This window comes from Pseudomonadota bacterium (assembly GCA_022572885.1).
Classification (GTDB): Bacteria; Pseudomonadota; Gammaproteobacteria; order Steroidobacterales; family MnTg04; genus MnTg04.
On the sequence record JACZVC010000016.1, the window covers coordinates 1 to 18,670 of the forward strand.

Genomic DNA, 18,670 nt, shown 5'->3' on the forward strand with positions numbered 1-18,670 from the left:
GGTGATACCGGGCGGCGTTTGCTCCAGCACGCGGTTCAACACAGCGTGGGGGAAACCGGTTTACGCGTCTCGTGCGAAAGGGCCGCGGTTCTGGGACATCGAAGGACGCGAATTCCTCGACCTGTCCATGAGCCACGGGGCCTCGTTGCTGGGACATGCGCCGCAGGGTTCTGCGATAAAAGGCAAGGTCAGCATCTTGCTGCAAGATGCCCATTTTAAAAAAGGCTGGCCGGTTATCTCTCAACTGGAACATTTCGCACGACTGCAAGGTTTTACAAAACAGGCAGCGCGTGACGAGATTGCCGACTTGCTCAGACAACTCAACAATGCAGACTATGCCGGCAAAAATCCCGAACAATTGAGTTGGGGTCAACGCAAGCGGTTGGGGATAGTGCAGGCTTTTATCGGTCAACCGGAACTGGTTCTGCTCGACGAGCCGACCGCAGGACTTGACCCGCTGGCAGCCTATGACGTAAGAAAATTTATTCGGACATACACAGACAAATCTTCCTTTATTATCAGTTCACATAATCTATACGAGATAGAAGACATCTGTTCTGACGTCGTGATTCTGGATAAAGGCAGGCTTATTGCTTACACTAAAATAACTGAGCTTGCCGGTAAAGATAATAGCTTGAAGATAAGCCTTGATCGGGCGCCTTCAGAAGAATTACTCAATGCATTATCGCAACTACCTGAAATAATTGACCTTAAAACAGATAGCGCCAATCAGGAAAAGATAACGCTGTACTTTGCCAGTAAGCAAGCGGATAAGTTTCAGTTACAGGTACAAACACTGATCATCGATCAGGGCTTCAGTCTCGTGCATCTACATCGCGGCAAGGCGCTGGTTGACGGTGTCCTTGATCTCCTCGCTAAGCACCAGGTGTTCGGGCGTATCGCCGTCACTCAGACGGCCCTGCATGTCATATTGATCCGGTTCCTGCGGGTCCAGATCGTAATCCAGCGGTCTGCGTCTCGCGGCCACCAAGTGGTTTTTGGCGGTGTTGATCGCGATTCGGTACAGCCATGTATAGAAAGCACTATCGCCCCGAAACCTCGGCAAGGCACGATACGCCTTCAAAAAAGCTTCCTGCGCCACATCCAGCGCCTCGGAAGGATCGCGGACATAACGCATGATCACCTTGATCACCTTGTGCTGGTACTTGAGTACCAGCACATCGAATGCCTTCTTGTCGCCTTGCTGAACCTTGACGACCAGCTTCTGGTCCACTTGGCGCTCACTCACGAGGTTCGCTCCGAACCCGGGCAAGCGCTAGCGCAACCAGTGGAATAGACTCGGTCGCGGATAGAAAGTTCTGGCAAAAAGAGCATGATTTCAAGCATTTGAGCATTCGGTCACATCAGGAATGAGACAGTCTGTCGATTTCTTTGCTGCTACGCAATATCCGCCAGTTTCAAACGCACCCGGAACCGGCGAAAGCGCCTCCCGGACCGCCGGGAACGAAAAAAAAGGGCGCTCCTTTTGCTCCCGTTTTCGTCCAGCCAGCACAGCTTGACGCCCCAGAGAAAACGACAGCGGTCAGCCAGCAATACAGCGCTTAGCCAGCAGCCGGATTGAGTCCGCAACCGCCACCGGTGAGTTTCCCAACGCACCTGCCTGACCGAGCCCAGGCCCGTGCCGCTAACGTGGTGGCGCCATTCGCAGCAAAACCCCGCCAGCAGGAATCCTCCTGCCATCAGTTTCGCAATCGCCGGCATGGAACTGAATAACAAACCGGCGCCAGCCAGCAACAAACCCGCGGCTAGCCAGACCGCCATGTGCTGAACCGGTCCCGGTTCAATCGTGAGGACAGGAGAGTATCTGTTCGACGAGTTCTTTGCAGTCAGCATCGGCCGGTACCACGCCGTTGAGTAAAAAGTCCGCCAGTTGCGGGTCCGACAGATTCAGAAAATCCGAGAACACGACTTTTTCCTGGTTATCCATGGCCGCAAACCTGGATTTGAGGAATCTCTCGAGCAGGATATCCAGCTCTTTCATCCCACGGCGGCAGCGCCAACGCGATCTGGCATCATCGTGTTCTGTCATGCCAACCGGTGCCTGTTCAGTGCTGGCGTTCAATCATCATTTTCTTGATTTCGGCAATCGCCCGCGCCGGGTTGAGCCCCTTCGGGCAGGTATTCGTGCAGTTCATGATCGTATGACAGCGATAAAGCTTGAACGAATCTTCGAGTTGATCCAGCCGCTCACCGGTTGCCTCGTCACGGCTGTCGACCAGCCAGCGGTAGGCTTGCAGCAATGTTGCCGGACCGAGGAAACGATCGTCATTCCACCAGTAACTCGGGCAACCGGTCGAACAACAAGCACACAGGATACAGGCCGATGACTCGTCAATCTTTTCCTGGTCTTCCTTCGACTGCAGCCGTTCACGATCCGGCGGTGGCGGCGTGCGACTCTGCAGCCAGGGCTTGATCGATGCATATTGCGCATAGAAATTACTCATGTCCGGGATCAGGTCTTTGATTACCGGCAAATGCGGCAGCGGATAAACCTTGATGTCGCCTTTGACATCAGCTATCGCGCGCATACAGGCAAGGTCGTTAGTGCCGTCGATATTCATCGCGCAGGACCCGCAGATGCCCTCCCGGCACGAGCGGCGAAACGCCAGGCCCGGGTCGATCTCATTCTTGATTTTGATCAGCGCATCCAGGACCATCGGCCCGCAGCTGTCCATATCCACTTCGTAGCTATCCATGCGCGGGTTGTCCCGGTTGTCCGGATCGTAACGATAAACGAGCAAGCGGCGCACATTGCCGGTCGCAGCGGCCGCCGTATGGGTGTCCCCCTTGCGCACTTTTGAATTTGCCGGCAGTGTCAATTGAACCATGAATGCTCCTCGTCAGTCCCGTTTCGGTTTGATCCTTTAGTAGACCCGCGCCATCGGCGGTATCGATTCTATTTCATCGCTCAGCGTCTCGAGCTGAACGGGCCGGTAGTCCAGCCGGACCGTGCCATCGCCGGCCACCCAGCAAAGCGTGTGTTTGAGCCAATTCTCATCGTCGCGCTCGGGAAAATCTTCCCGCGCGTGGGCCCCCCGGCTCTCCTGCCGGTTGGCCGCCGACTCGATAGCCGCCTTGGCTTGCAACAGCAGGTTCTCCAGTTCCATGGTTTCAACCAGGTCGGTGTTCCAGATCAGCGAGCGATCGTGCACGCGAACATCGGCAAAACGCTGGTAAACCCGCTCCATCTTTTCGATCCCTTCCCGCAGGACCTCGCCGGTACGAAAAACCGCAGCATGATCTTGCATGGTTTTTTGCATTTCCAGGCGAATATCGGCCGTCGGCGAACTGCCATTGGCGTTGCGCAAGCGGTCCAGCCGCTCGACTATGTGGCTGCAGGATTTATCCGCCAGCGGCCGGCGCCGCGACTTTGGCTGCACGGTTTCACTGCAACGCCGGGCAGCGGCCCGTCCGAACACCACCAGGTCGAGCAGCGAATTCGAGCCCAGCCTGTTCGCCCCGTGTACCGAGACGCACGCTGCCTCACCGACCGCCATCAGGCCGGGCACCAGCGTATTGGCGTCGTCGCCCGATTTTGTTACCACCTCGCCATGCAAATTGGTGGGTATGCCACCCATGTTGTAATGCACCGTCGGCAAAACCGGGATCGGCGCACGCGTTACATCGACCCCGGCAAACACTCTTGCGGTCTCGGCGATGCCGGGGAGCTGCTCCTCGATCACCTCCGGACCGAGGTGCTCCAGGTGCAGAAAAATGTGATCCTTCTCCGGGCCTACGCCCCTGCCTTCGCGAATCTCGATGGTCATCGAGCGGCTGACCACGTCCCTGCTGGCAAGGTCCTTGGCGTTGGGGGCGTAACGCTCCATAAAGCGCTCGCCATCCGAGTTGGTCAGATAACCACCCTCGCCGCGTACGCCTTCGGTAATCAGCATGCCGGCACCGTACACGCCGGTCGGGTGGAACTGGATAAATTCAAGATCCTGCAACGGCAGACCGGCGCGCAAGACCATGCCACCGCCATCGCCGGTGCAAGTATGCGCGGATGTGCAGGAAAAGTAGGCGCGGCCATAGCCGCCGGTCGCCAGGATCGTTTGCTGGGCAATAAACCGGTGCAGAGTTCCATCGTCCAGGCACCAGGCGACCACGCCTCGGCACTCACCGTCCTCCATGATCAGGTCGATCGCAAAATACTCGATAAAAAAATCGGCGTCGTGTTTCAGCGCTTGCTGATACAGAGCGTGCAGCATCGCGTGGCCCGTTCGATCGGCGGCCGCGCAGGTACGCTGTGCCGTGCCCTTGCCAAAATGCGTGGTCATGCCGCCAAATGGCCGCTGGTAAATTCGCCCGTCTTCGGTCCTCGAAAATGGCACGCCGTAATGCTCAAGCTCGATAACGGCGTCCGCCGCCTCCTTGCACATGTATTCGATGGCATCCTGGTCGCCTAGCCAGTCCGACCCCTTGACCGTGTCATACATGTGCCAGCGCCAATCGTCTTCGCCCATGTTGCCAAGCGCCGCGCTAATCCCGCCTTGCGCCGAGACGGTGTGGCTGCGCGTCGGAAACACCTTGGTGATGCAGGCGGCAGAAAGGCCTTGTTCGACCAGGCCGAATGTAGCCCTGAGGCCTGCCCCCCCGGCCCCGACTACAACTACATCGTAATGATGATCGACGAATTCATAATCCGCACTCACGAAAGCCCTCCGACACTAATGCGCAATATGGAAATCACGCCGGCCATGGCCAGCAGCAAATGTACAAGAACGGATAACGAAAGACCGCCCGTTTTCAACCTGGGCGAACTGACATAGTCCTCGATCACGGCCTCCACACCGAGCTTCGAATGGTAGAGCAAGATCAGCACAAAGGCTGACAGCAACACGGCGTTGAGCGGACGAGCGAGCCAGGCCACTGTGCTGCCATGACCGAGATCGCCGGCAGCGGCGAGGGAAATCATGAACCAAAAGCCCAGCGGGATCAGCACGATCGCGGTGAGCCTCTGCCGCCACCAATGCCCGGTGCCCTTTTGCGCAGAGCCCGGGCCCATGACCTTGCCGAGCAGTGTACGCAGACTCACAGCAGCGCCGCCGGCAGATCGGTGACCGCGGCCCAGAAAGCGGCCCACATCAGCAAAGTGGCGATAAGGACCAGCCAGCCGGTGAGATAGGTACGCGTTAGTTCAAACCCCATACCCAGGTCCCAGAACAGGTGGCGAATACCATTGTTCAGATGATAGAAAAACGCCAGCGTGACACCCGCCAGCACGATCTGCCCGGGAACCGTGGCCAACATCCCCAGCCTCTGCAGCGCTTGCGGACCTTCCGCCAGCAACGCCAACCAGTAAACCAGGCCAACCGCCGAAACAGACAACGCGATACCGCTGAGCCGGTGGGCAAACGAGAGCAGCGAAGTCAATTGGGGTTTGTAGTGATAAAATGGTGACAGAGGCCGGTTGTCTTTCGCCATTAGCTGGTTCCTTTGCTGCTAAAATCGGCGAGTCGATGTCGCCATCTGTACACGACTAAAAATCGATGCAACGCCCCGCCTTTTCCCAGTCGCCGAAGCGCGTGGGTTCGGGGCCATCGCGACCGCCGATTTCTTTTGGCCCGGTTGCCTGCGGCTCATCGACCCGCGCCGCGCCGGTGGTTTCGCTCGCCATACCGGCAACCGGTAATTCCCCCCCCACGTCAGAATTATCAACGCTCGAAGGCCTGTCCTGGTGGCGGCTTGACATGCCCGGATTTTGCCAGAAAGCCATATTGTTTGCACCCTGCAAATGAGCCGTTAGCGACATGATATGGTTAGCTTGTTCATGATCAGGGATCGGCAAACGATGAGTCGAAAAATCAATTCAAACTGGCGCAGCCCGCTGTCCGGGACCAGCATCCTGTCGATCAGCGGCGCCGACACCGTCAGTTTTCTGCAAGGCCAGCTCAGCAACGATATGCATGCGCTGGACGACGCTCACTGCCAGCGGTCCGCTTATCACCAGCCAGACGGCCGCGTACTCGCGGTACCCCTGGTCCTGCTGCAAGGCAGCGAGGCCAGCCTGGTCCTGCCGACCGATATCGTCGAGGATATCCGCGAGCGCTTGTCGCGATACGTGTTGCGCGCCAAAGTGGAGTTCAGCGTCAGCGCCGGCCTGTGCGGCCTGAGCGGAGCGGATCTCACCGCCAAGCTGCCATCCATGCCAATACCCCAACCCGGTTGCGTGACCCGCACCGCCGGCGGACTGCTGCTCGCAGCCTACAGCAGCCAGCGGATTCTTGCCTGCGGGCCACCGGACAATGCGGACTGGCAGCTGATAGACGACGCCCTGGCCGAAGAGCCGGAAGCAGTGTGGCAACTGGCAGATATCCGCGACGGTATCCCGCAAGTGACCACCGCCAACCAGACACGCTATACCGCGCAAATGCTCAACCTCGACCTGATCGGCGCAATCAGTTTCAGCAAGGGCTGTTACGCGGGCCAGGAAATCATCGCCCGCACCCAAAACCTCGGAAAAATAAAACGCCGCCTGTGCCGCCTGGGAAGCGAAACCGAAATCGCCGGCGACGAGGTCAGTCTTGCGAACGGCAACAAGGTCGGTGAAATATTGAACCGCCAGAAATCTACCGGCAACGGCAAGCCCGCCTGGGAATACCTGGCAGTCATTCGCCTCGATCAGCGACAGGCGGGTCTATACAACGACGGCACGCCGTTAAGCCTCCTCGATCTGCCTTACGCCATACCAGACTAGAGCGGGAAAACAGCGGTCCACGAAACCCCAATCTCATGCCGACCACGTTTCCCACCACCATCATTGCCCATCGAGCGATCAAGCCTGACCAGGGCCGCCATCTGCCAGCATCGTTTTGTGGGCCGCTGTATTACCCACAGCTCGATTCGGAACGCAGTTCATCTAGCAGTGGGTAATACAGCGGCCCGCAAAACCCCCAATCTCATCCCGAAGGCGATCCACGATAATAAGCCGACTACGATTCAGGGCGCATATGCGGAAACAACACGACATCGCGAATCGATGCGGAATCGGTCAACAGCATGACCAGCCTGTCGATGCCAACGCCAAGCCCGCCAGTCGGGGGCATGCCGACCTCCAGCGCGCGGATGTAGTCACTGTCATAGAACATGGCCTCGCGGTCACCGGCATCTTTGAGCGCAACCTGCGCCTTGAATCTCGCCGCCTGCTCCTCCGGATCGTTGAGCTCGGAAAATCCATTGGCGATTTCGCGCCCGGCAATAAACAACTCGAAACGGTCCGTGAGGAACGGGTCGTTATCGTCGCAACGCGATAATGGCGATACTTCCGCCGGATATGAAGTGACAAAAGTGGGTTGTCGCAGTTTATCTTCAGCGGTCTTGTCAAAAATTTCAAACAACAGTTTGCCGGCGCCCGCTGCTTCGTCAACGGCGAGACCAAGCTCCGCGCAACGTGCCACCAGGGCATCACGGTTACGGGTCTTCGATTCGAGCAGCGGATTCTCGCCGATCACAGCCTGCTCCACGGTAATCCGCCGGAATGGCTTGCCGATCTCGATGGTCTCGCCCTGGTAGTCGATCTCCTCCTTGCCATGCAGAGCATCGGCGAGGCTGTGTATCAACGTCTCGGTCAGCGCCATGATATCTTCCCAATCGGCATAGGCCTGGTACAGCTCGAGCATCGTAAATTCCGGGTTGTGCTGCGTCGAAAGCCCCTCGTTGCGGAAATTGCGATTGACTTCGTACACCCGTTCGAAGCCGCCGACGACCAGCCTTTTCAGGTAAAGCTCAGGTGCGATCCGCAGATACAGCTCCATATCGAGCGCGTTGTGATGGGTGATAAAAGGACGCGCGACCGCCCCACCGGGGATAGCCTGCATCATCGGTGTCTCGACCTCCATGAACCCGAGGCTGTCGAGAAAATTTCGAATATGGGAGACGACCTTGGTGCGGGTCCGGAAGACCTGCCGCGACCGAGAGTTCATTACCAGGTCGAGATAGCGCTGACGGTAACGTGTCTCCTGATCCTGCAGACCATGAAATTTCTCTGGCAAGGGGCGTAAACATTTGCTGAGGATGCGGCACTCGACCGCCCGCACGCTAAGTTCGCCGGTCTTGGTCCTGAACAGCGGTCCACGGGCCGCGACTATATCGCCGAGATCCCAGCTTTTGAAATCCTGGTAGACGCCATCCGGCAATTCATCGCCCGTGAGAAAAATCTGGATCTGGCCGCTGCGGTCCTGCAGCTTGGCAAAAGAGACCTTGCCAATAACGCGTTTTGCCATCATGCGACCGGCAACAGCGACTTCGATATTTGCTTCCTTCAGTTTTTCACCATCGTGTTCGTCATACATTGCGTGCAACTGGCCGGCCAGCGCATCGCGGCGAAAATCATTCGGATAGGCGGGACCTTTTTCCCGCATCTGCTGTAACTTTCTCCGTCTCTCGGCAATCAGTTCGTGTTCGTTTTCTTCTGTCATCTATTTTGAGCCTTGGTGTTAGAGTCCTTGTTTCAAACTCGCTTCAATGAACTGGTCGAGATCGCCATCGAGCACGGCCTGAGTGTTTCCTGTTTCCACCGAGGTTCGCAAATCCTTTATCCGAGATTGATCGAGGACATAGGAGCGAATCTGGCTGCCCCAGCCGATATCCGATTTTCCGGCTTCGAGTTCTTCCGCGGCCGCGTTCTTTTTCTGCATCTCCAATTCGTAAAGCTTCGCCTTCAACTGTTTCATCGCCGTCGCCTTGTTTTTGTGCTGCGACCGGTCGTTCTGGCACTGGACAACGACTTTGGTCGGCAGATGAGTGATCCGGACCGCCGACTCGGTACGATTGACATGCTGGCCACCAGCCCCGCTCGCCCGATACACATCGATGCGCAGATCGGCCGGGTTGATCTCGATCTCGATTTCGTCGTCTATTTCCGGCGAAACAAAAACAGCGGCAAACGAGGTATGCCTGCGATTACCCGAATCGAAAGGCGACTTTCTGACCAGCCGATGGACACCGGTTTCGGTGCGCAACCAGCCATAGGCATAATCGCCCGAGACCCGGACGGTCGCGCTCTTGATACCGGCAACCTCACCGGCCGACAACTCGATGATTTCTGTCGTGAAACCGTGCGCCTCCCCCCAGCGCAGATACATTCGCAGCAACATATTGGCCCAGTCCTGGGCCTCGGTCCCGCCCGAACCGGATTGTATTTCGAGGAAAGCGTTGCTGACATCCAGCTCGCCGGAAAACATCCGCTGGAACTCCATCGCCGCCAACCGCCGGGTCAGTTCGCCAAGTTCCTCGGTGATCGACGAAACCGTTTCTTCGTCATCTTCGGCAACCGCCATTTCCAGCAATTCGAGATTATCCCGCAAGCCGCTGCTCAGGGCATCCAGGGTGCTGACGACCTCTTGCAGTCTGGCCCGCTCTTTACCCAGGCTTTGCGCCTTTTCGGGGTCGCCCCAGATATCAGGGTTTTCCAGCTCCCGGCTGACCTCTTCCAGTCTTTCTACTTTGTTCTCGTAGTCAAAGATACCCCCTCAGAGCCCGGCTGCGGCTCTGCAGGTCTGCTATCTGTTCCCTGAGCGGATTGATTTCCATGGCGGTCGCCGACTCTCCGGTTTTCAAAGGCGCGAATGTTAGCACGCGCGGGCGCTCTGCTCACTCGAGAGCTTGCATCTGGATCACATTGAGCTGAGCCTCGCGGCGACCACGAAACTCATTGACCTCAAGCCGGTATACCAGGCGCAGCCGGTTGCCGACATTGTCGGGCAAGGACTGGCTGAAGGCGATACCCCCCAGCGATCGTCCGCCCTTGGGTGCACGCAGCGTGAGCCGCAAGTGTGAGCCGCCAACGACCCGCTGCTCGATGAGTTCGAATTCACCGTCAAACTGCGGCTCCGGGAACCCCTGGCCCCACGGTCCGGCGTCTGCCATCAGTTCCGCCAGTGGCAGATCGAGATCACCCGCATCCAATTGCCCGTCGCTGAAGTGGAAGGCCTGTATATCCTCGATCCTGAGTTTCTCCCTGACCACCAGATCGAACGCCTCCGCGAACGACGCATACCGGTCACGCTCCAGGCTGAGGCCGGCTGCCATCGCATGACCACCGAACTTGCCGAGCAACCCGGGATGACTGGTCGCTATTTCATCGAGAACGTCACGTATATGCAGGGCTGGCACCGAGCGCGCCGAGCCTTTTAGTTCATCGCCCTGACCTGGGGCAAATGCGACCACCGGCCGGCTGAATTTCTCGCGAACGCGCGACGCGACCAGGCCAACCACGCCCTGGTGCCAGCCAGGATCGAACAGGCACATTCCCCAGGGGAGTTCGGCGCTTTGCTCCAGGGCCAGCCCATCGACGATAGCCAGCGCTTCCGCCGCCATCTTTTTTTCCAGTTCGCGCCGCTCCCGGTTCAATGCATCGAGACGGGCCGCAAGTATGCGGGCGGCCGGCACCTGGTCCGCCAGCAAACATTCCACGCCGATCGTCATGTCATCCAGCCGGCCGGCGGCATTGAGTCGCGGACCCACCGCAAAGCCGAGATCGCTGGCCCTGGCGCGCGCCGGTTGCCTGCCCGCCACTTCCAGCAAGGCGGTAATCCCCGCGCAACAGCGACCGCCCCTGATCCGCCGCAAGCCCTGCTCGATCAGGATACGGTTGTTCCGCTCCAGCGGGACCACATCGGCAACCGTGCCCAGGGCCACCAGGTCCAGCAGGCCGGCCGCAACGGCGGTGCCCGAGCCCAGTCGCCGTTCACAGGCGGCCAGTAAATAGAACGCGACGCCCACACCCGCCAGTGACTTGCCGCTGAAATTCTCTCCGCGAAGGTTTGGATTGAGAATGACATTGGCATCCGGCAACCGCGGCCCCGGCAGGTGATGATCCGTTACCAGCACGTCGATACCCATTTTTCTTGCCAGGGCAACGCCGTCGATGCTTGAGATGCCATTGTCCACGGTAACGATCAGACCCGGATTCTGCTGGCCGGCTATCTCGACTATTGCCGGCGTCAATCCATAACCGAGCAAAAACCGCTCGGGCAACAGGTAGCTTAGCCTGGCGAATCCCAGTTCCTTCAGGCCTCTCATCAACAGGGCGGTTGCAGTCGCGCCATCGGCGTCGAAATCGCCAACGATCAAAACCAGCGAATTTTTTTGCCGGTGCGCAAGCAACAAGTCGACCGCCTGCCCGGTACCCCCGAGATCACCGACCGGCAACAAGCCGCTCAGCGACAAGTCCAGCTGGCGTGGCTCGCCAACGCCGCGCCCCAGGTAAATACGTTTCAGGACCGGATGCATGTCCGCCGGCAGGAGATCTTCGACGGCAAGCAGGCGGTTTCGAATTTCCATTATTTTAGCTCATCATAAAATCCGGCAGAACAATCCTGCATTGGATAAAATAACCATGCTGTCACCAGGCGGACGGAGCATAGCAGAGGCAACATCGATTGAAGATCGTTCCTGACAACGCTGGCGAAGGCTTGCTGGTGCGCTCATACGAGCGCGGCCGTATCCGTGTCCGCGACCAATACCATGACTGCCCGCTGATTATCGACCGGCAAGGCGTGCAGGCGTGGATCGCCGAGGCCATTGAAACCCTGGACCTGGCGCAACTCGAATCCGCGCTGGCGCACCGGCCGGAGATTATCCTGCTCGGTTGCGGCCCGGTGCGCATCCAACCCCCCCCACGGCTGATTGCCGATCTTGCCGCCCGCGGCATCGGGCTTGAAGCGATGGACAGCGGCGCAGCCTGCCGCACTTATAATATCCTGACCTGCGAAAATCGAAGCGTGGTCGCCGCGTTACTGGCGTAGGAGCCTCTGGCTCAGAAGCGTGGTTGCCAAACCAGCATCAGTCGAACACGGCTTCGCTGCGGATTCCTTCTGATTCCATGGCTTTGCGGAGCGTCGCCAGCGCATCCATCTGGATCTGCCTCGCCCGCTCCCGCGTCACACCGATCTCCGCGCCGACTTTCTCCAGCGTCGTACGCTCGTAACCGTGCAAGCCAAAGCGCCTTTCCACGACTGCCAGTTGCTTGTCGCTCAAGCATTTCAGCCAGTGCTCCAGCACGTCGTGAACATTCTGTTGCTGCACGCTGGCGGACGGATCGATTTTCTCTGCGCTGTCGGGTATGCGCTCGAGCAAACATCTCTCGCCCCCGTTTATCGATGGCAGGCAGGACGAACAGATATTTTGATTGAGCTCCAGCACCCGTTCGACATCCGCCTGCTCTTTGTCCACCGAGGCGGCGATTTCCGCATTGGTCGGCGGCCGGTCCAGATTCTGGGCAAGCCGGTGGGAGGCCCGCAGACAGTTGTTGATTTGCTTGACAATATGAATGGGCAGGCGAATGGTCCGCGTCTGGTTCATCAGCGCTCGTTCGATGGTTTGCCTGATCCACCAGGTCGCATAAGTGGAAAATCGAAAGCCCTTCTCCGGATCAAACTTGCCGACCGCGTGCATTAGCCCGAGATTGCCCTCCTCGATCAGGTCCAGCAGCGGCAAACCCCGATTGATATATCGTCGAGAAATCCTGACCACCAGACGCAGATTGCTTTCAATCATCCGCTTGCGGGCAGCTTCGTCCCCGCGCAGGACACGGCGGCCAAAAAATACCTCTTCCTTGGCGCTCAGCAATGGGGAATAACCAATTTCGCTAAGATACAAGCGGGTTGCGTCTCGCTGTGACCGGGTCATGATCGTTGCCGGCAGCCGCCCGGCCGCCCGCGCTCTTTCCCGGCCAATCGCACCGGCCGTACGCAGGGGGACGCCTCCGGCTAGCGTGGTCAGTGCAGTCCTGCCGCGACACGGGTTCGCCGCCAGTCTGGTGCGTTTTCTCGCCACTATTCCCACCCTGGTATTAATACCAGGCGGCACACCATGGCGCCTGCGGCCGGCCACTATCGAGTTGGCAAGTATCTGGTCGGATCGACCGGTTTGCCATCGATCCGAATCTCGAAATGCAGCATCGGGCGCTTGCCTGGGCCTTTCCCCATGCGGGCAATTTGCTGTCCCTTGCTGACTTTGTCGCCCTGTGAAACGAGCAACTCGGAGTTATATCCGTATGCGCTGAGAAAGGTGTTGTTATGTTTGATGATAATAAGCTGGCCGTATCCTATAAGTCCACTGCCTGAGTAGACCACATGCCCCGCAGCGGCCGCTTTCACTGGCGCACGATCCGTGCCGGCGATATCGAGCCCCTTGCCGATTGCACCGACGGCGCCAAAACTGGACAGAATCCTGCCTTTGACGGGCCATATCCACTCCGGTGTGGCAGCTGCCGGCGGCGGCTTCCCGGGTAGCGGGGATTTTTCCCGTCCGCGCGCCGGCGGCCGCGTTTTTGCCGTGCTGGCTACCGTACTGCCCGGAGGCCGCCTGAGAACCAGGACCTGCCCCGGAAATATGCTATAGCCACCGCCAAGGCGGTTCCAGCGCGCCAGTTCACGGTAATCCAGCCCGTACCGCCAGGCGATCCCGTAAACCGTGTCGCCGGCACGGACCGTGTAACTGTCCCGCTCACGGTTTCGCCATTGCTCGCCGGCACAGCCTGACAACTCCGTAAAAACCAGCACGGCGGCCAACCAGAGGATGATCCGTCGTTTTGTCATCGAAAATAAAAAAACGCCGCTACCACCAGTGCCACGCAGGTCCATCCGATGGTATCAATGTGTCGTCGCAGGCGGCGTTCCATCGCTGGCCCACCCCAGCGGATCAGACCGGCGACCAGAAAAAACCGGCTGCTGCGGCCAGCCACCGATGCCATGACAAAACCGGCCAGCGGCATTCCCGTTGCCCCGGCGGCAATCGTAAAAAGCTTATAGGGAATCGGCGAAAACCCCGCTATCAAGACTGCCCAGAACCCCCATTGTTCAAACCAGTCACGCACCGTCTGATAATTATCCCAGTACCCCAGATCCCGCAGCAGCGGTTCCGCCAGGTCCAGCGCGTAAAAACCGATCGCATAACCGGCCAGGCCGCCGGCCACCGACGCCAATGAGGTGATCAGTGCGAAACGCAGCGCACGATCCGGCCGCGCCAGACTCATCGGCGCAAGCATCACATCGGGCGGTACCGGGAAAAAAGAAGACTCGGCGAAACTCAGACCGGCCAGGTACCACGGCGCGGAATCGTGGCGCGACCAGCGGAGGACGCGATCATAAATCGGCCCAAACAGCCTCACCGAATCTTACCTTCCAGCAAGGGCACGAAGCTCACCAGGCCCAGCGACTGTCTTTCGACCTTGCCATCGTTGCGCCGAGTCAACTGCAGCAACTCCTGCCCACCCCGACCGCCGACCGGGATGATCAGGCGTCCATCGATCGCCAGTTGGTCTATCAGGTCCTGTGGAATGGATGCGGGCGCCGCCGCAACCAGGATTCCATCGAACGGCGCCTCCTCCAGCCATCCATGCCAACCATCGCCGTGCTTGAAGCGGACGTTTTTGATGCCCAGCTCAAACAAGGTTTGCCGTGCTCTTTGCAACAGGGGCGCGAGCCTTTCAATGCTGTAAATCTGACCGACCAGCGGTGCCAGGACCGCGGTCTGGTAGCCACAACCGGTGCCCACCTCAAGAATTTTCTGCAACGGCCCGCCGCTTAGCAGCGCCTCGGTCATGCGCGCGACCACATAAGGTTGTGAAATCGTCTGGCTGTGGCCTATGGGTAGTGCGGTATCTTCGTATGCGCGGCTGGCGAGCGCCTCGTCGACAAACAGATGCCGCGGTACATTGCGTATTCTTTCGAGGACTTCGGTATTGGCAATCCCGCCGGCCTGCAGCCGTTTGATCAACCGGTCCCTGGTCCGCGCCGAGGTCATGCCAATCCCGCTGACATTACGCAAGCTCACGACGTTTCTTCCAGCCACTGACCCAGCTTGTCGAGAGCCGCGTGCCGGGTCAGATCCACCTGCAACGGCGTAATCGAAACCCGACCTGCTGCGACCGCGTAAAAATCCGTACCCGGACCGGCGTCCTGACCGACACCGGGAGGTCCAACCCAGAAAATCTCTTTGCCTTTCGGATCCTTGCTGCGAATCACCGGTTCCGCGCGATGCCGGTAACCCAGGCGCGTCACCACCGAGGATGAGATTTTTTCGTAGGCCAGGTCGGGCACGTTGATATTCAATATGGTATCGGCAGGCAGCGGTTTCTCAGTCAGCCGAATCAGCAAATCCCTGGCGACCCGGGCGGCAGTCTCGAACAAGCGGCTGCCGCCGCCGACCAGCGACAGCGCCATTGTCGGCAAGCCTAGGAAACGCCCTTCCATGGCCGCGGCCACGGTGCCGGAATACAGCACATCGTCCCCGAGGTTGGCGCCATCGTTGATCCCCGAAATGACCATGTCCGGCTCGGTATCGAGCAAACCCGTAATCGCCAGATGCACACAATCGGTTGGCGTCCCCTCGACATAGAACACACCCGGCCCCGCCTGGTGCACACGCAGCGGCATATCCAGCGTCAGCGAGTTGCTGGCGCCACTGCGATTGCGGTCGGGTGCAACGATGGTGATCTCCGCCAGATCGGCAATAGCCTCCGCCAGGCAACGCAGCCCCGGCGCCAGGTAACCGTCATCATTGCTCAGAAGAATATTCAAGCCGCGCGTCCCTTTGCGGTTTCATACGACGAACGCCGGGTGCGTATGGTCATGGTCATTGGCTGCCTACTATACTGGAAAGCACATCGGCCAACTATCAACGGCGGTTGACGGCGGACCGATGACGCCAGTACGGGCACAGGATTCCCAGGTGACACGATGAGCGGACACGATGACGAAAAATCCCGGTTTCACAAAGCGATGCAGGATGTACGTCAATTGGCGGACAAGCAGCGCGTCGAACACGGCAAGCCGAAACCCAAAGCGACCGCCAGATTCACCCGCCGCGACAACGCAGAAGTCATGCGGCAAAGCCTGAGCGGTCCACCGCTGCCCGGCGAGATACAGACCGGCGAAGAAATGATCTATGCCCGCCCCGGCTTGCCAGGCAAAGTCATGCGTAAACTGCGCCGCGGCCAGTATGCGATTGAAAGCGAATGCGATCTGCACGGGCTGACCGCCGAGCAGGCGAAACATGTGCTGGTGGAATTTATCGACGAGTGCCTGACCATGGGTTCGCGCTGCGTGCGCGTTGTCCACGGCAAGGGGCGCGGTTCAGGCGCCGCCGGCCCGGTGATCAAGCCACTGGTGGGTAGTTACCTGCGTCGGCGGGCCGAGGTTCTGGCCTATGCCACAACACTGCCGGCCCACGGAGGCAACGGCGCAGTCTACGTACTGCTGAAATAACCATTGACGTATCACGGCTGTCGGGGTCGCCATCTGTCAGTATAGTCTCATGTCGACCGCGGGTTACCCCTTCTTCTTGGCAAGCGAAGAAACCAGCTCACCAAGGACCGTCTGGGTCTCCTCGCTGAACCAACCATCGGTGATCGCCTCGACCATGCTTTCATCCAGCCGATCAAAAATATCCAGTAATGGCTGACGGGCGATCTTGCGGGTCACCAGCATCGCGCGCCTGGGCACACCGAGCATCCTGCGTAACCTGCCAAGCGCAGTCGCCACCACATCGTCGGGTTCGACGAGCTCATCGACCAGCCCGCAGGCGAGCGCTTCAGCGGAGCTGATCAACTCGCCGACCACGACCAGCCTTTCCGCCTCTCGCTGGCCGAGCAGCAAACGATAGGCATAAAAAATCAACGGCGGCAGGGCCAGCCCGACCGCCACCTCATTGAGCCCCATCCGAAAATCGCCCTTGGCTGCGATGCGCCGGTCACAAAAAATTGCGAGAACCGTGCCTCCAGCCGGATTGTGGCCGCCGATCGCGGCGAAAACCGGTACCGGAAAACCCGCCAGCGTTTTCAGAACGCGAAAAAAACTCCGCCAGAATTCCGCGATCGCCTGCCGCTCCAGCAGCAACAGGGACGGAATATCGAGCCCGGCCGAAAACAAACCCTGCCGCCCGGACAGCACGACTCCCGAGACCTCGTCATCGGCTGCTTTTTTCAGCGCGGCGTGAATCGCCAGCATCATCGGCGCGTCGATCGCGTTGACCGGCGGCCGCGCCAGGCGGATTTCCCGAATATCGTCGTGATCAATCTGTTCCAGCATTCTTGGCTCCCCTTATCACCAGCCGCCGGTAATTTCTGCGCCCCGCGACACAAAGAATTATCGCCGAACAATCAGACCTCGGCATCGGTTTTTCTGCGCAACAGCACGACCGCGTGCGCCGCAATGGCCTCGCCCCGACCGACCGCGCCGACCCCTTCCGCGGTCGTCGCTTTGACATTGATCCGGTCAACCGTGACCCCCAGATCTTCGGCAATGCGCTCGCACATTCTGTTGCGGTAAAGGCCGATCCGCGGCGCTTCGCAGATCAACGTCAGATCGGCATTTTCCAATTCGTAATTCTGGTGGCCCATCAGTTCCGCGATCAAGCACAGAAACTCCCGGCTCACGGTATCGCGCCAGTGTTCAGCCTGGTCCGAAAAATGCTGCCCGATATCGCCCTGGCACATTGCACCCAGCAAGGCATCGCACAAGGCATGAATTAAGACATCACCATCAGAATGCGCTATAATCTGTTGATTATGTGGCATTTCTACACCCGCTAATCGAATGCTGACGGCCGTCCCGACCGCGCCAAAGCGGTGTAAATCATAACCATGACCGATCCGCATCAATTCCTCCCTTGTCCGGCCAGTATGGCCTGCGCCAATGCCAGGTCCGCGGGCTCGGTCACCTTGATATTGTCGCGGCGGCCTTCGACCAGCAACGGCCGATGACCGGCCAGCTCCATCGCGGCAGCCTCATCGCCCAGCACTTTTCCCGCTTTCCGCGCGGCTTCCAGCGCCCGACGCAGCAGGCCATACGGGAAAACTTGCGGGGTCATCGCCTGCCACAAACCCTGGCGGTCCATCGTCGACACCGCCCGCGCCTGGCTGCCGACGCCGGATGCTTTTTTCAGCGTGTCCATGACCCGGCTCGCCAGCAAGCCACCGGTGCCGTCAGCCCCGGTCGATTCGGTCAGTAGTCTACGCAAATCGTCCACGCAAAGGCAGGGCCTCGCCGCATCGTGGACCAACACCCAGTCATGCTCACTGGCCTCATCTTGCAAAGCCTGTACAGCATTGATCACGGAATGCATTCTCTCGGCGCCACCGGCAACCGTCCTGACCGGCAACGGCAGTTGCCCGCTGATGCCGGCAAACCAGCGGTCGCCGTCATCGATCGCCAGCACCGTGCCAGACAGGTTGCCCCAATCGGCAAAGGCCTGCAACGCATGCGCAAGCATGCAGCGGCCGCCGATCTCCCGGTATTGTTTCGGCAGCTCTGCGCCGAGTCGCCGGCCGGTCCCGGCCGCGGGCACCACCAGCCAAAAACGCGGCTCGTTCATGGTTTTTCATCCGCCGCGTCCGCATTGCCCGTTGCGGGCTCTGTGGCCGGGTATTCATCGCCGACGATCTGAAAAAAGGTTTCCTGATCGCGAATCATGCCCAGATCGCTGCGCGCCCGTTCCTCGACCGCGTCCTTGCCTTGTCGAAGATCGCGCACTTCCGCTTCCAGCGCGTCATTGCGTCGTTCCAGCTCGATGTTGCGTGCGGCTTGTTCACTGACCAGTTCCCGCAACCGCCACATTTCCTGCATGCCCTCATCGCTGATCCACAGGCGATACTGAAGCAACAAGAACAGCACCAGCAGGATTACTAAGAGATAGCGCATAAATC

At 59.1% G+C, this 18,670-nt stretch carries 23 protein-coding genes; 3 read left to right on the forward strand and 20 right to left on the reverse strand.

Going from position 1 to position 18,670, the window contains the following annotated elements:
• Nucleotides 1-829: 829 nt before the first annotated feature.
• The 8 genes from IIA05_07410 to IIA05_07445 form a co-directional block, all read right to left on the reverse strand.
• Entirely contained in the window at nucleotides 830-1,249 is a 420-nt protein-coding gene (locus tag IIA05_07410; protein ID MCH9026927.1) for a sigma-70 family RNA polymerase sigma factor, read from the reverse strand.
• Nucleotides 1,250-1,398: 149 nt separating this feature from the next.
• The gene (locus IIA05_07415; protein MCH9026928.1) at nucleotides 1,399-1,782 is read right to left on the reverse strand and encodes a hypothetical protein; all 384 of its coding nucleotides are present in this window, start codon (nucleotides 1,780-1,782) and stop codon (nucleotides 1,399-1,401) included.
• A 19-nt stretch (nucleotides 1,783-1,801) separates the two neighbouring features.
• Entirely contained in the window at nucleotides 1,802-2,050 is a 249-nt protein-coding gene (locus IIA05_07420; GenBank protein ID MCH9026929.1) for a succinate dehydrogenase assembly factor 2, read from the reverse strand.
• Between the two features lie 16 nt (nucleotides 2,051-2,066).
• Nucleotides 2,067-2,849 (reverse strand): succinate dehydrogenase iron-sulfur subunit, encoded by a 783-nt coding sequence (locus tag IIA05_07425; GenBank protein MCH9026930.1) that lies wholly within the window; start codon nucleotides 2,847-2,849, stop codon nucleotides 2,067-2,069.
• 36 nt (nucleotides 2,850-2,885) lie between these two features.
• Nucleotides 2,886-4,673: a succinate dehydrogenase flavoprotein subunit gene (locus IIA05_07430; GenBank protein ID MCH9026931.1), complete on the reverse strand. Its 1,788-nt coding sequence runs from the start codon at nucleotides 4,671-4,673 to the stop codon at nucleotides 2,886-2,888.
• Nucleotides 4,670-5,056 (reverse strand): succinate dehydrogenase, hydrophobic membrane anchor protein, encoded by a 387-nt coding sequence (gene sdhD / locus IIA05_07435; protein MCH9026932.1) that lies wholly within the window; start codon nucleotides 5,054-5,056, stop codon nucleotides 4,670-4,672. The genes IIA05_07430 and sdhD overlap by 4 nt, the downstream gene beginning before the upstream one ends.
• Nucleotides 5,053-5,445, reverse strand: coding sequence for a succinate dehydrogenase, cytochrome b556 subunit (sdhC, locus tag IIA05_07440; protein MCH9026933.1), 393 nt, complete (start codon nucleotides 5,443-5,445; stop codon nucleotides 5,053-5,055). Before sdhC ends, sdhD begins: the two co-directional genes overlap by 4 nt.
• Nucleotides 5,446-5,500: 55 nt before the next feature.
• A complete protein-coding gene (locus IIA05_07445; protein MCH9026934.1) occupies nucleotides 5,501-5,638 on the reverse strand; it encodes a DUF1674 domain-containing protein in 138 nt (45 codons plus the stop codon).
• A gap of 174 nt (nucleotides 5,639-5,812) precedes the next feature.
• Here IIA05_07445 and IIA05_07450 point away from each other — a divergent pair, with 174 nt between their 5' ends.
• Nucleotides 5,813-6,718: a folate-binding protein YgfZ gene (locus IIA05_07450; GenBank protein MCH9026935.1), complete on the forward strand. Its 906-nt coding sequence runs from the start codon at nucleotides 5,813-5,815 to the stop codon at nucleotides 6,716-6,718.
• A gap of 235 nt (nucleotides 6,719-6,953) precedes the next feature.
• On the opposite strand, the gene lysS is transcribed toward IIA05_07450, so the two are convergent.
• The 3 genes from lysS to recJ form a co-directional block, all read right to left on the reverse strand.
• Nucleotides 6,954-8,438 carry a lysine--tRNA ligase gene (gene lysS, locus IIA05_07455; protein ID MCH9026936.1) on the reverse strand — a complete coding sequence of 495 codons (1,485 nt, stop codon included), beginning with the start codon at nucleotides 8,436-8,438 and terminating at the stop codon, nucleotides 6,954-6,956.
• Nucleotides 8,439-8,456: 18 nt separating this feature from the next.
• Nucleotides 8,457-9,552, reverse strand: a protein-coding gene (prfB, locus tag IIA05_07460) for a peptide chain release factor 2 (protein MCH9026937.1) whose coding sequence is annotated in 2 segments (ribosomal slippage) — nucleotides 8,457-9,479 and nucleotides 9,481-9,552 — 1,095 coding nt in all. Because the reading frame shifts where the segments join, the coding sequence is not laid out codon by codon here.
• A gap of 60 nt (nucleotides 9,553-9,612) precedes the next feature.
• Entirely contained in the window at nucleotides 9,613-11,304 is a 1,692-nt protein-coding gene (gene recJ, locus IIA05_07465; GenBank protein MCH9026938.1) for a single-stranded-DNA-specific exonuclease RecJ, read from the reverse strand.
• Nucleotides 11,305-11,408: 104 nt separating this feature from the next.
• Here recJ and IIA05_07470 point away from each other — a divergent pair, with 104 nt between their 5' ends.
• A complete protein-coding gene (locus tag IIA05_07470) occupies nucleotides 11,409-11,768 on the forward strand; it encodes a hypothetical protein (protein ID MCH9026939.1) in 360 nt (119 codons plus the stop codon).
• 37 nt (nucleotides 11,769-11,805) lie between these two features.
• Here the strand turns inward: IIA05_07470 and rpoS are convergent, their stop codons facing one another.
• The 5 genes from rpoS to surE all read right to left on the reverse strand — a co-directional run bounded on the left by rpoS (nucleotide 11,806) and on the right by surE (nucleotide 15,545).
• Nucleotides 11,806-12,651, reverse strand: a complete 846-nt coding sequence (rpoS, locus tag IIA05_07475; protein ID MCH9026940.1) for an RNA polymerase sigma factor RpoS — start codon at nucleotides 12,649-12,651, stop codon at nucleotides 11,806-11,808.
• A 203-nt stretch (nucleotides 12,652-12,854) separates the two neighbouring features.
• Nucleotides 12,855-13,562 (reverse strand): peptidoglycan DD-metalloendopeptidase family protein, encoded by a 708-nt coding sequence (locus IIA05_07480; GenBank protein ID MCH9026941.1) that lies wholly within the window; start codon nucleotides 13,560-13,562, stop codon nucleotides 12,855-12,857.
• Nucleotides 13,559-14,134, reverse strand: coding sequence for a DedA family protein (locus IIA05_07485; protein MCH9026942.1), 576 nt, complete (start codon nucleotides 14,132-14,134; stop codon nucleotides 13,559-13,561). The genes IIA05_07480 and IIA05_07485 overlap by 4 nt, the downstream gene beginning before the upstream one ends.
• Nucleotides 14,131-14,769 (reverse strand): protein-L-isoaspartate(D-aspartate) O-methyltransferase, encoded by a 639-nt coding sequence (locus IIA05_07490; protein MCH9026943.1) that lies wholly within the window; start codon nucleotides 14,767-14,769, stop codon nucleotides 14,131-14,133. The genes IIA05_07485 and IIA05_07490 overlap by 4 nt, the downstream gene beginning before the upstream one ends.
• 26 nt (nucleotides 14,770-14,795) lie before the next feature.
• Nucleotides 14,796-15,545, reverse strand: a complete 750-nt coding sequence (surE, locus tag IIA05_07495) for a 5'/3'-nucleotidase SurE (protein ID MCH9026944.1) — start codon at nucleotides 15,543-15,545, stop codon at nucleotides 14,796-14,798.
• Nucleotides 15,546-15,704: 159 nt separating this feature from the next.
• Between surE and IIA05_07500 the strand changes: the two genes are divergently transcribed.
• Nucleotides 15,705-16,232, forward strand: a complete 528-nt coding sequence (locus IIA05_07500) for a Smr/MutS family protein (protein MCH9026945.1) — start codon at nucleotides 15,705-15,707, stop codon at nucleotides 16,230-16,232.
• Nucleotides 16,233-16,295: 63 nt separating this feature from the next.
• On the opposite strand, the gene IIA05_07505 is transcribed toward IIA05_07500, so the two are convergent.
• The 4 genes from IIA05_07505 to ftsB all read right to left on the reverse strand — a co-directional run bounded on the left by IIA05_07505 (nucleotide 16,296) and on the right by ftsB (nucleotide 18,665).
• Nucleotides 16,296-17,054: an enoyl-CoA hydratase/isomerase family protein gene (locus IIA05_07505; GenBank protein ID MCH9026946.1), complete on the reverse strand. Its 759-nt coding sequence runs from the start codon at nucleotides 17,052-17,054 to the stop codon at nucleotides 16,296-16,298.
• A gap of 71 nt (nucleotides 17,055-17,125) precedes the next feature.
• Entirely contained in the window at nucleotides 17,126-17,623 is a 498-nt protein-coding gene (gene ispF, locus IIA05_07510; protein ID MCH9026947.1) for a 2-C-methyl-D-erythritol 2,4-cyclodiphosphate synthase, read from the reverse strand.
• Nucleotides 17,623-18,339 carry a 2-C-methyl-D-erythritol 4-phosphate cytidylyltransferase gene (locus tag IIA05_07515; GenBank protein ID MCH9026948.1) on the reverse strand — a complete coding sequence of 239 codons (717 nt, stop codon included), beginning with the start codon at nucleotides 18,337-18,339 and terminating at the stop codon, nucleotides 17,623-17,625. Before IIA05_07515 ends, ispF begins: the two co-directional genes overlap by 1 nt.
• A complete protein-coding gene (gene ftsB, locus IIA05_07520; GenBank protein ID MCH9026949.1) occupies nucleotides 18,336-18,665 on the reverse strand; it encodes a cell division protein FtsB in 330 nt (109 codons plus the stop codon). The genes IIA05_07515 and ftsB overlap by 4 nt, the downstream gene beginning before the upstream one ends.
• Nucleotides 18,666-18,670 lie beyond the last annotated feature (5 nt).

Bases quoted from the DNA above. Each gene is read 5' to 3' on its own strand.
- IIA05_07420 (MCH9026929.1), bottom strand. From the start codon at position 2,050: ATGACAGAACACGATGATGCCAGATCGCGTTGGCGCTGCCGCCGTGGG.
- lysS (MCH9026936.1), bottom strand. From the start codon at position 8,438: ATGACAGAAGAAAACGAACACGAACTGATTGCCGAGAGACGGAGAAAG.
- IIA05_07425 (MCH9026930.1), bottom strand. From the start codon at position 2,849: ATGGTTCAATTGACACTGCCGGCAAATTCAAAAGTGCGCAAGGGGGAC.
- IIA05_07490 (MCH9026943.1), bottom strand. From the start codon at position 14,769: ATGACCTCGGCGCGGACCAGGGACCGGTTGATCAAACGGCTGCAGGCC.
- recJ (MCH9026938.1), bottom strand. From the start codon at position 11,304: ATGGAAATTCGAAACCGCCTGCTTGCCGTCGAAGATCTCCTGCCGGCG.
- IIA05_07480 (MCH9026941.1), bottom strand. From the start codon at position 13,562: ATGACAAAACGACGGATCATCCTCTGGTTGGCCGCCGTGCTGGTTTTT.
- IIA05_07450 (MCH9026935.1), top strand. From the start codon at position 5,813: ATGAGTCGAAAAATCAATTCAAACTGGCGCAGCCCGCTGTCCGGGACC.
- IIA05_07500 (MCH9026945.1), top strand. From the start codon at position 15,705: ATGAGCGGACACGATGACGAAAAATCCCGGTTTCACAAAGCGATGCAG.
- ispF (MCH9026947.1), bottom strand. From the start codon at position 17,623: ATGCGGATCGGTCATGGTTATGATTTACACCGCTTTGGCGCGGTCGGG.
- rpoS (MCH9026940.1), bottom strand. From the start codon at position 12,651: ATGACCCGGTCACAGCGAGACGCAACCCGCTTGTATCTTAGCGAAATT.
- IIA05_07415 (MCH9026928.1), bottom strand. From the start codon at position 1,782: ATGGCGGTCTGGCTAGCCGCGGGTTTGTTGCTGGCTGGCGCCGGTTTG.
- IIA05_07505 (MCH9026946.1), bottom strand. From the start codon at position 17,054: ATGCTGGAACAGATTGATCACGACGATATTCGGGAAATCCGCCTGGCG.
- ftsB (MCH9026949.1), bottom strand. From the start codon at position 18,665: ATGCGCTATCTCTTAGTAATCCTGCTGGTGCTGTTCTTGTTGCTTCAG.
- IIA05_07445 (MCH9026934.1), bottom strand. From the start codon at position 5,638: ATGGCGAGCGAAACCACCGGCGCGGCGCGGGTCGATGAGCCGCAGGCA.
- IIA05_07515 (MCH9026948.1), bottom strand. From the start codon at position 18,339: ATGAACGAGCCGCGTTTTTGGCTGGTGGTGCCCGCGGCCGGGACCGGC.
- sdhC (MCH9026933.1), bottom strand. From the start codon at position 5,445: ATGGCGAAAGACAACCGGCCTCTGTCACCATTTTATCACTACAAACCC.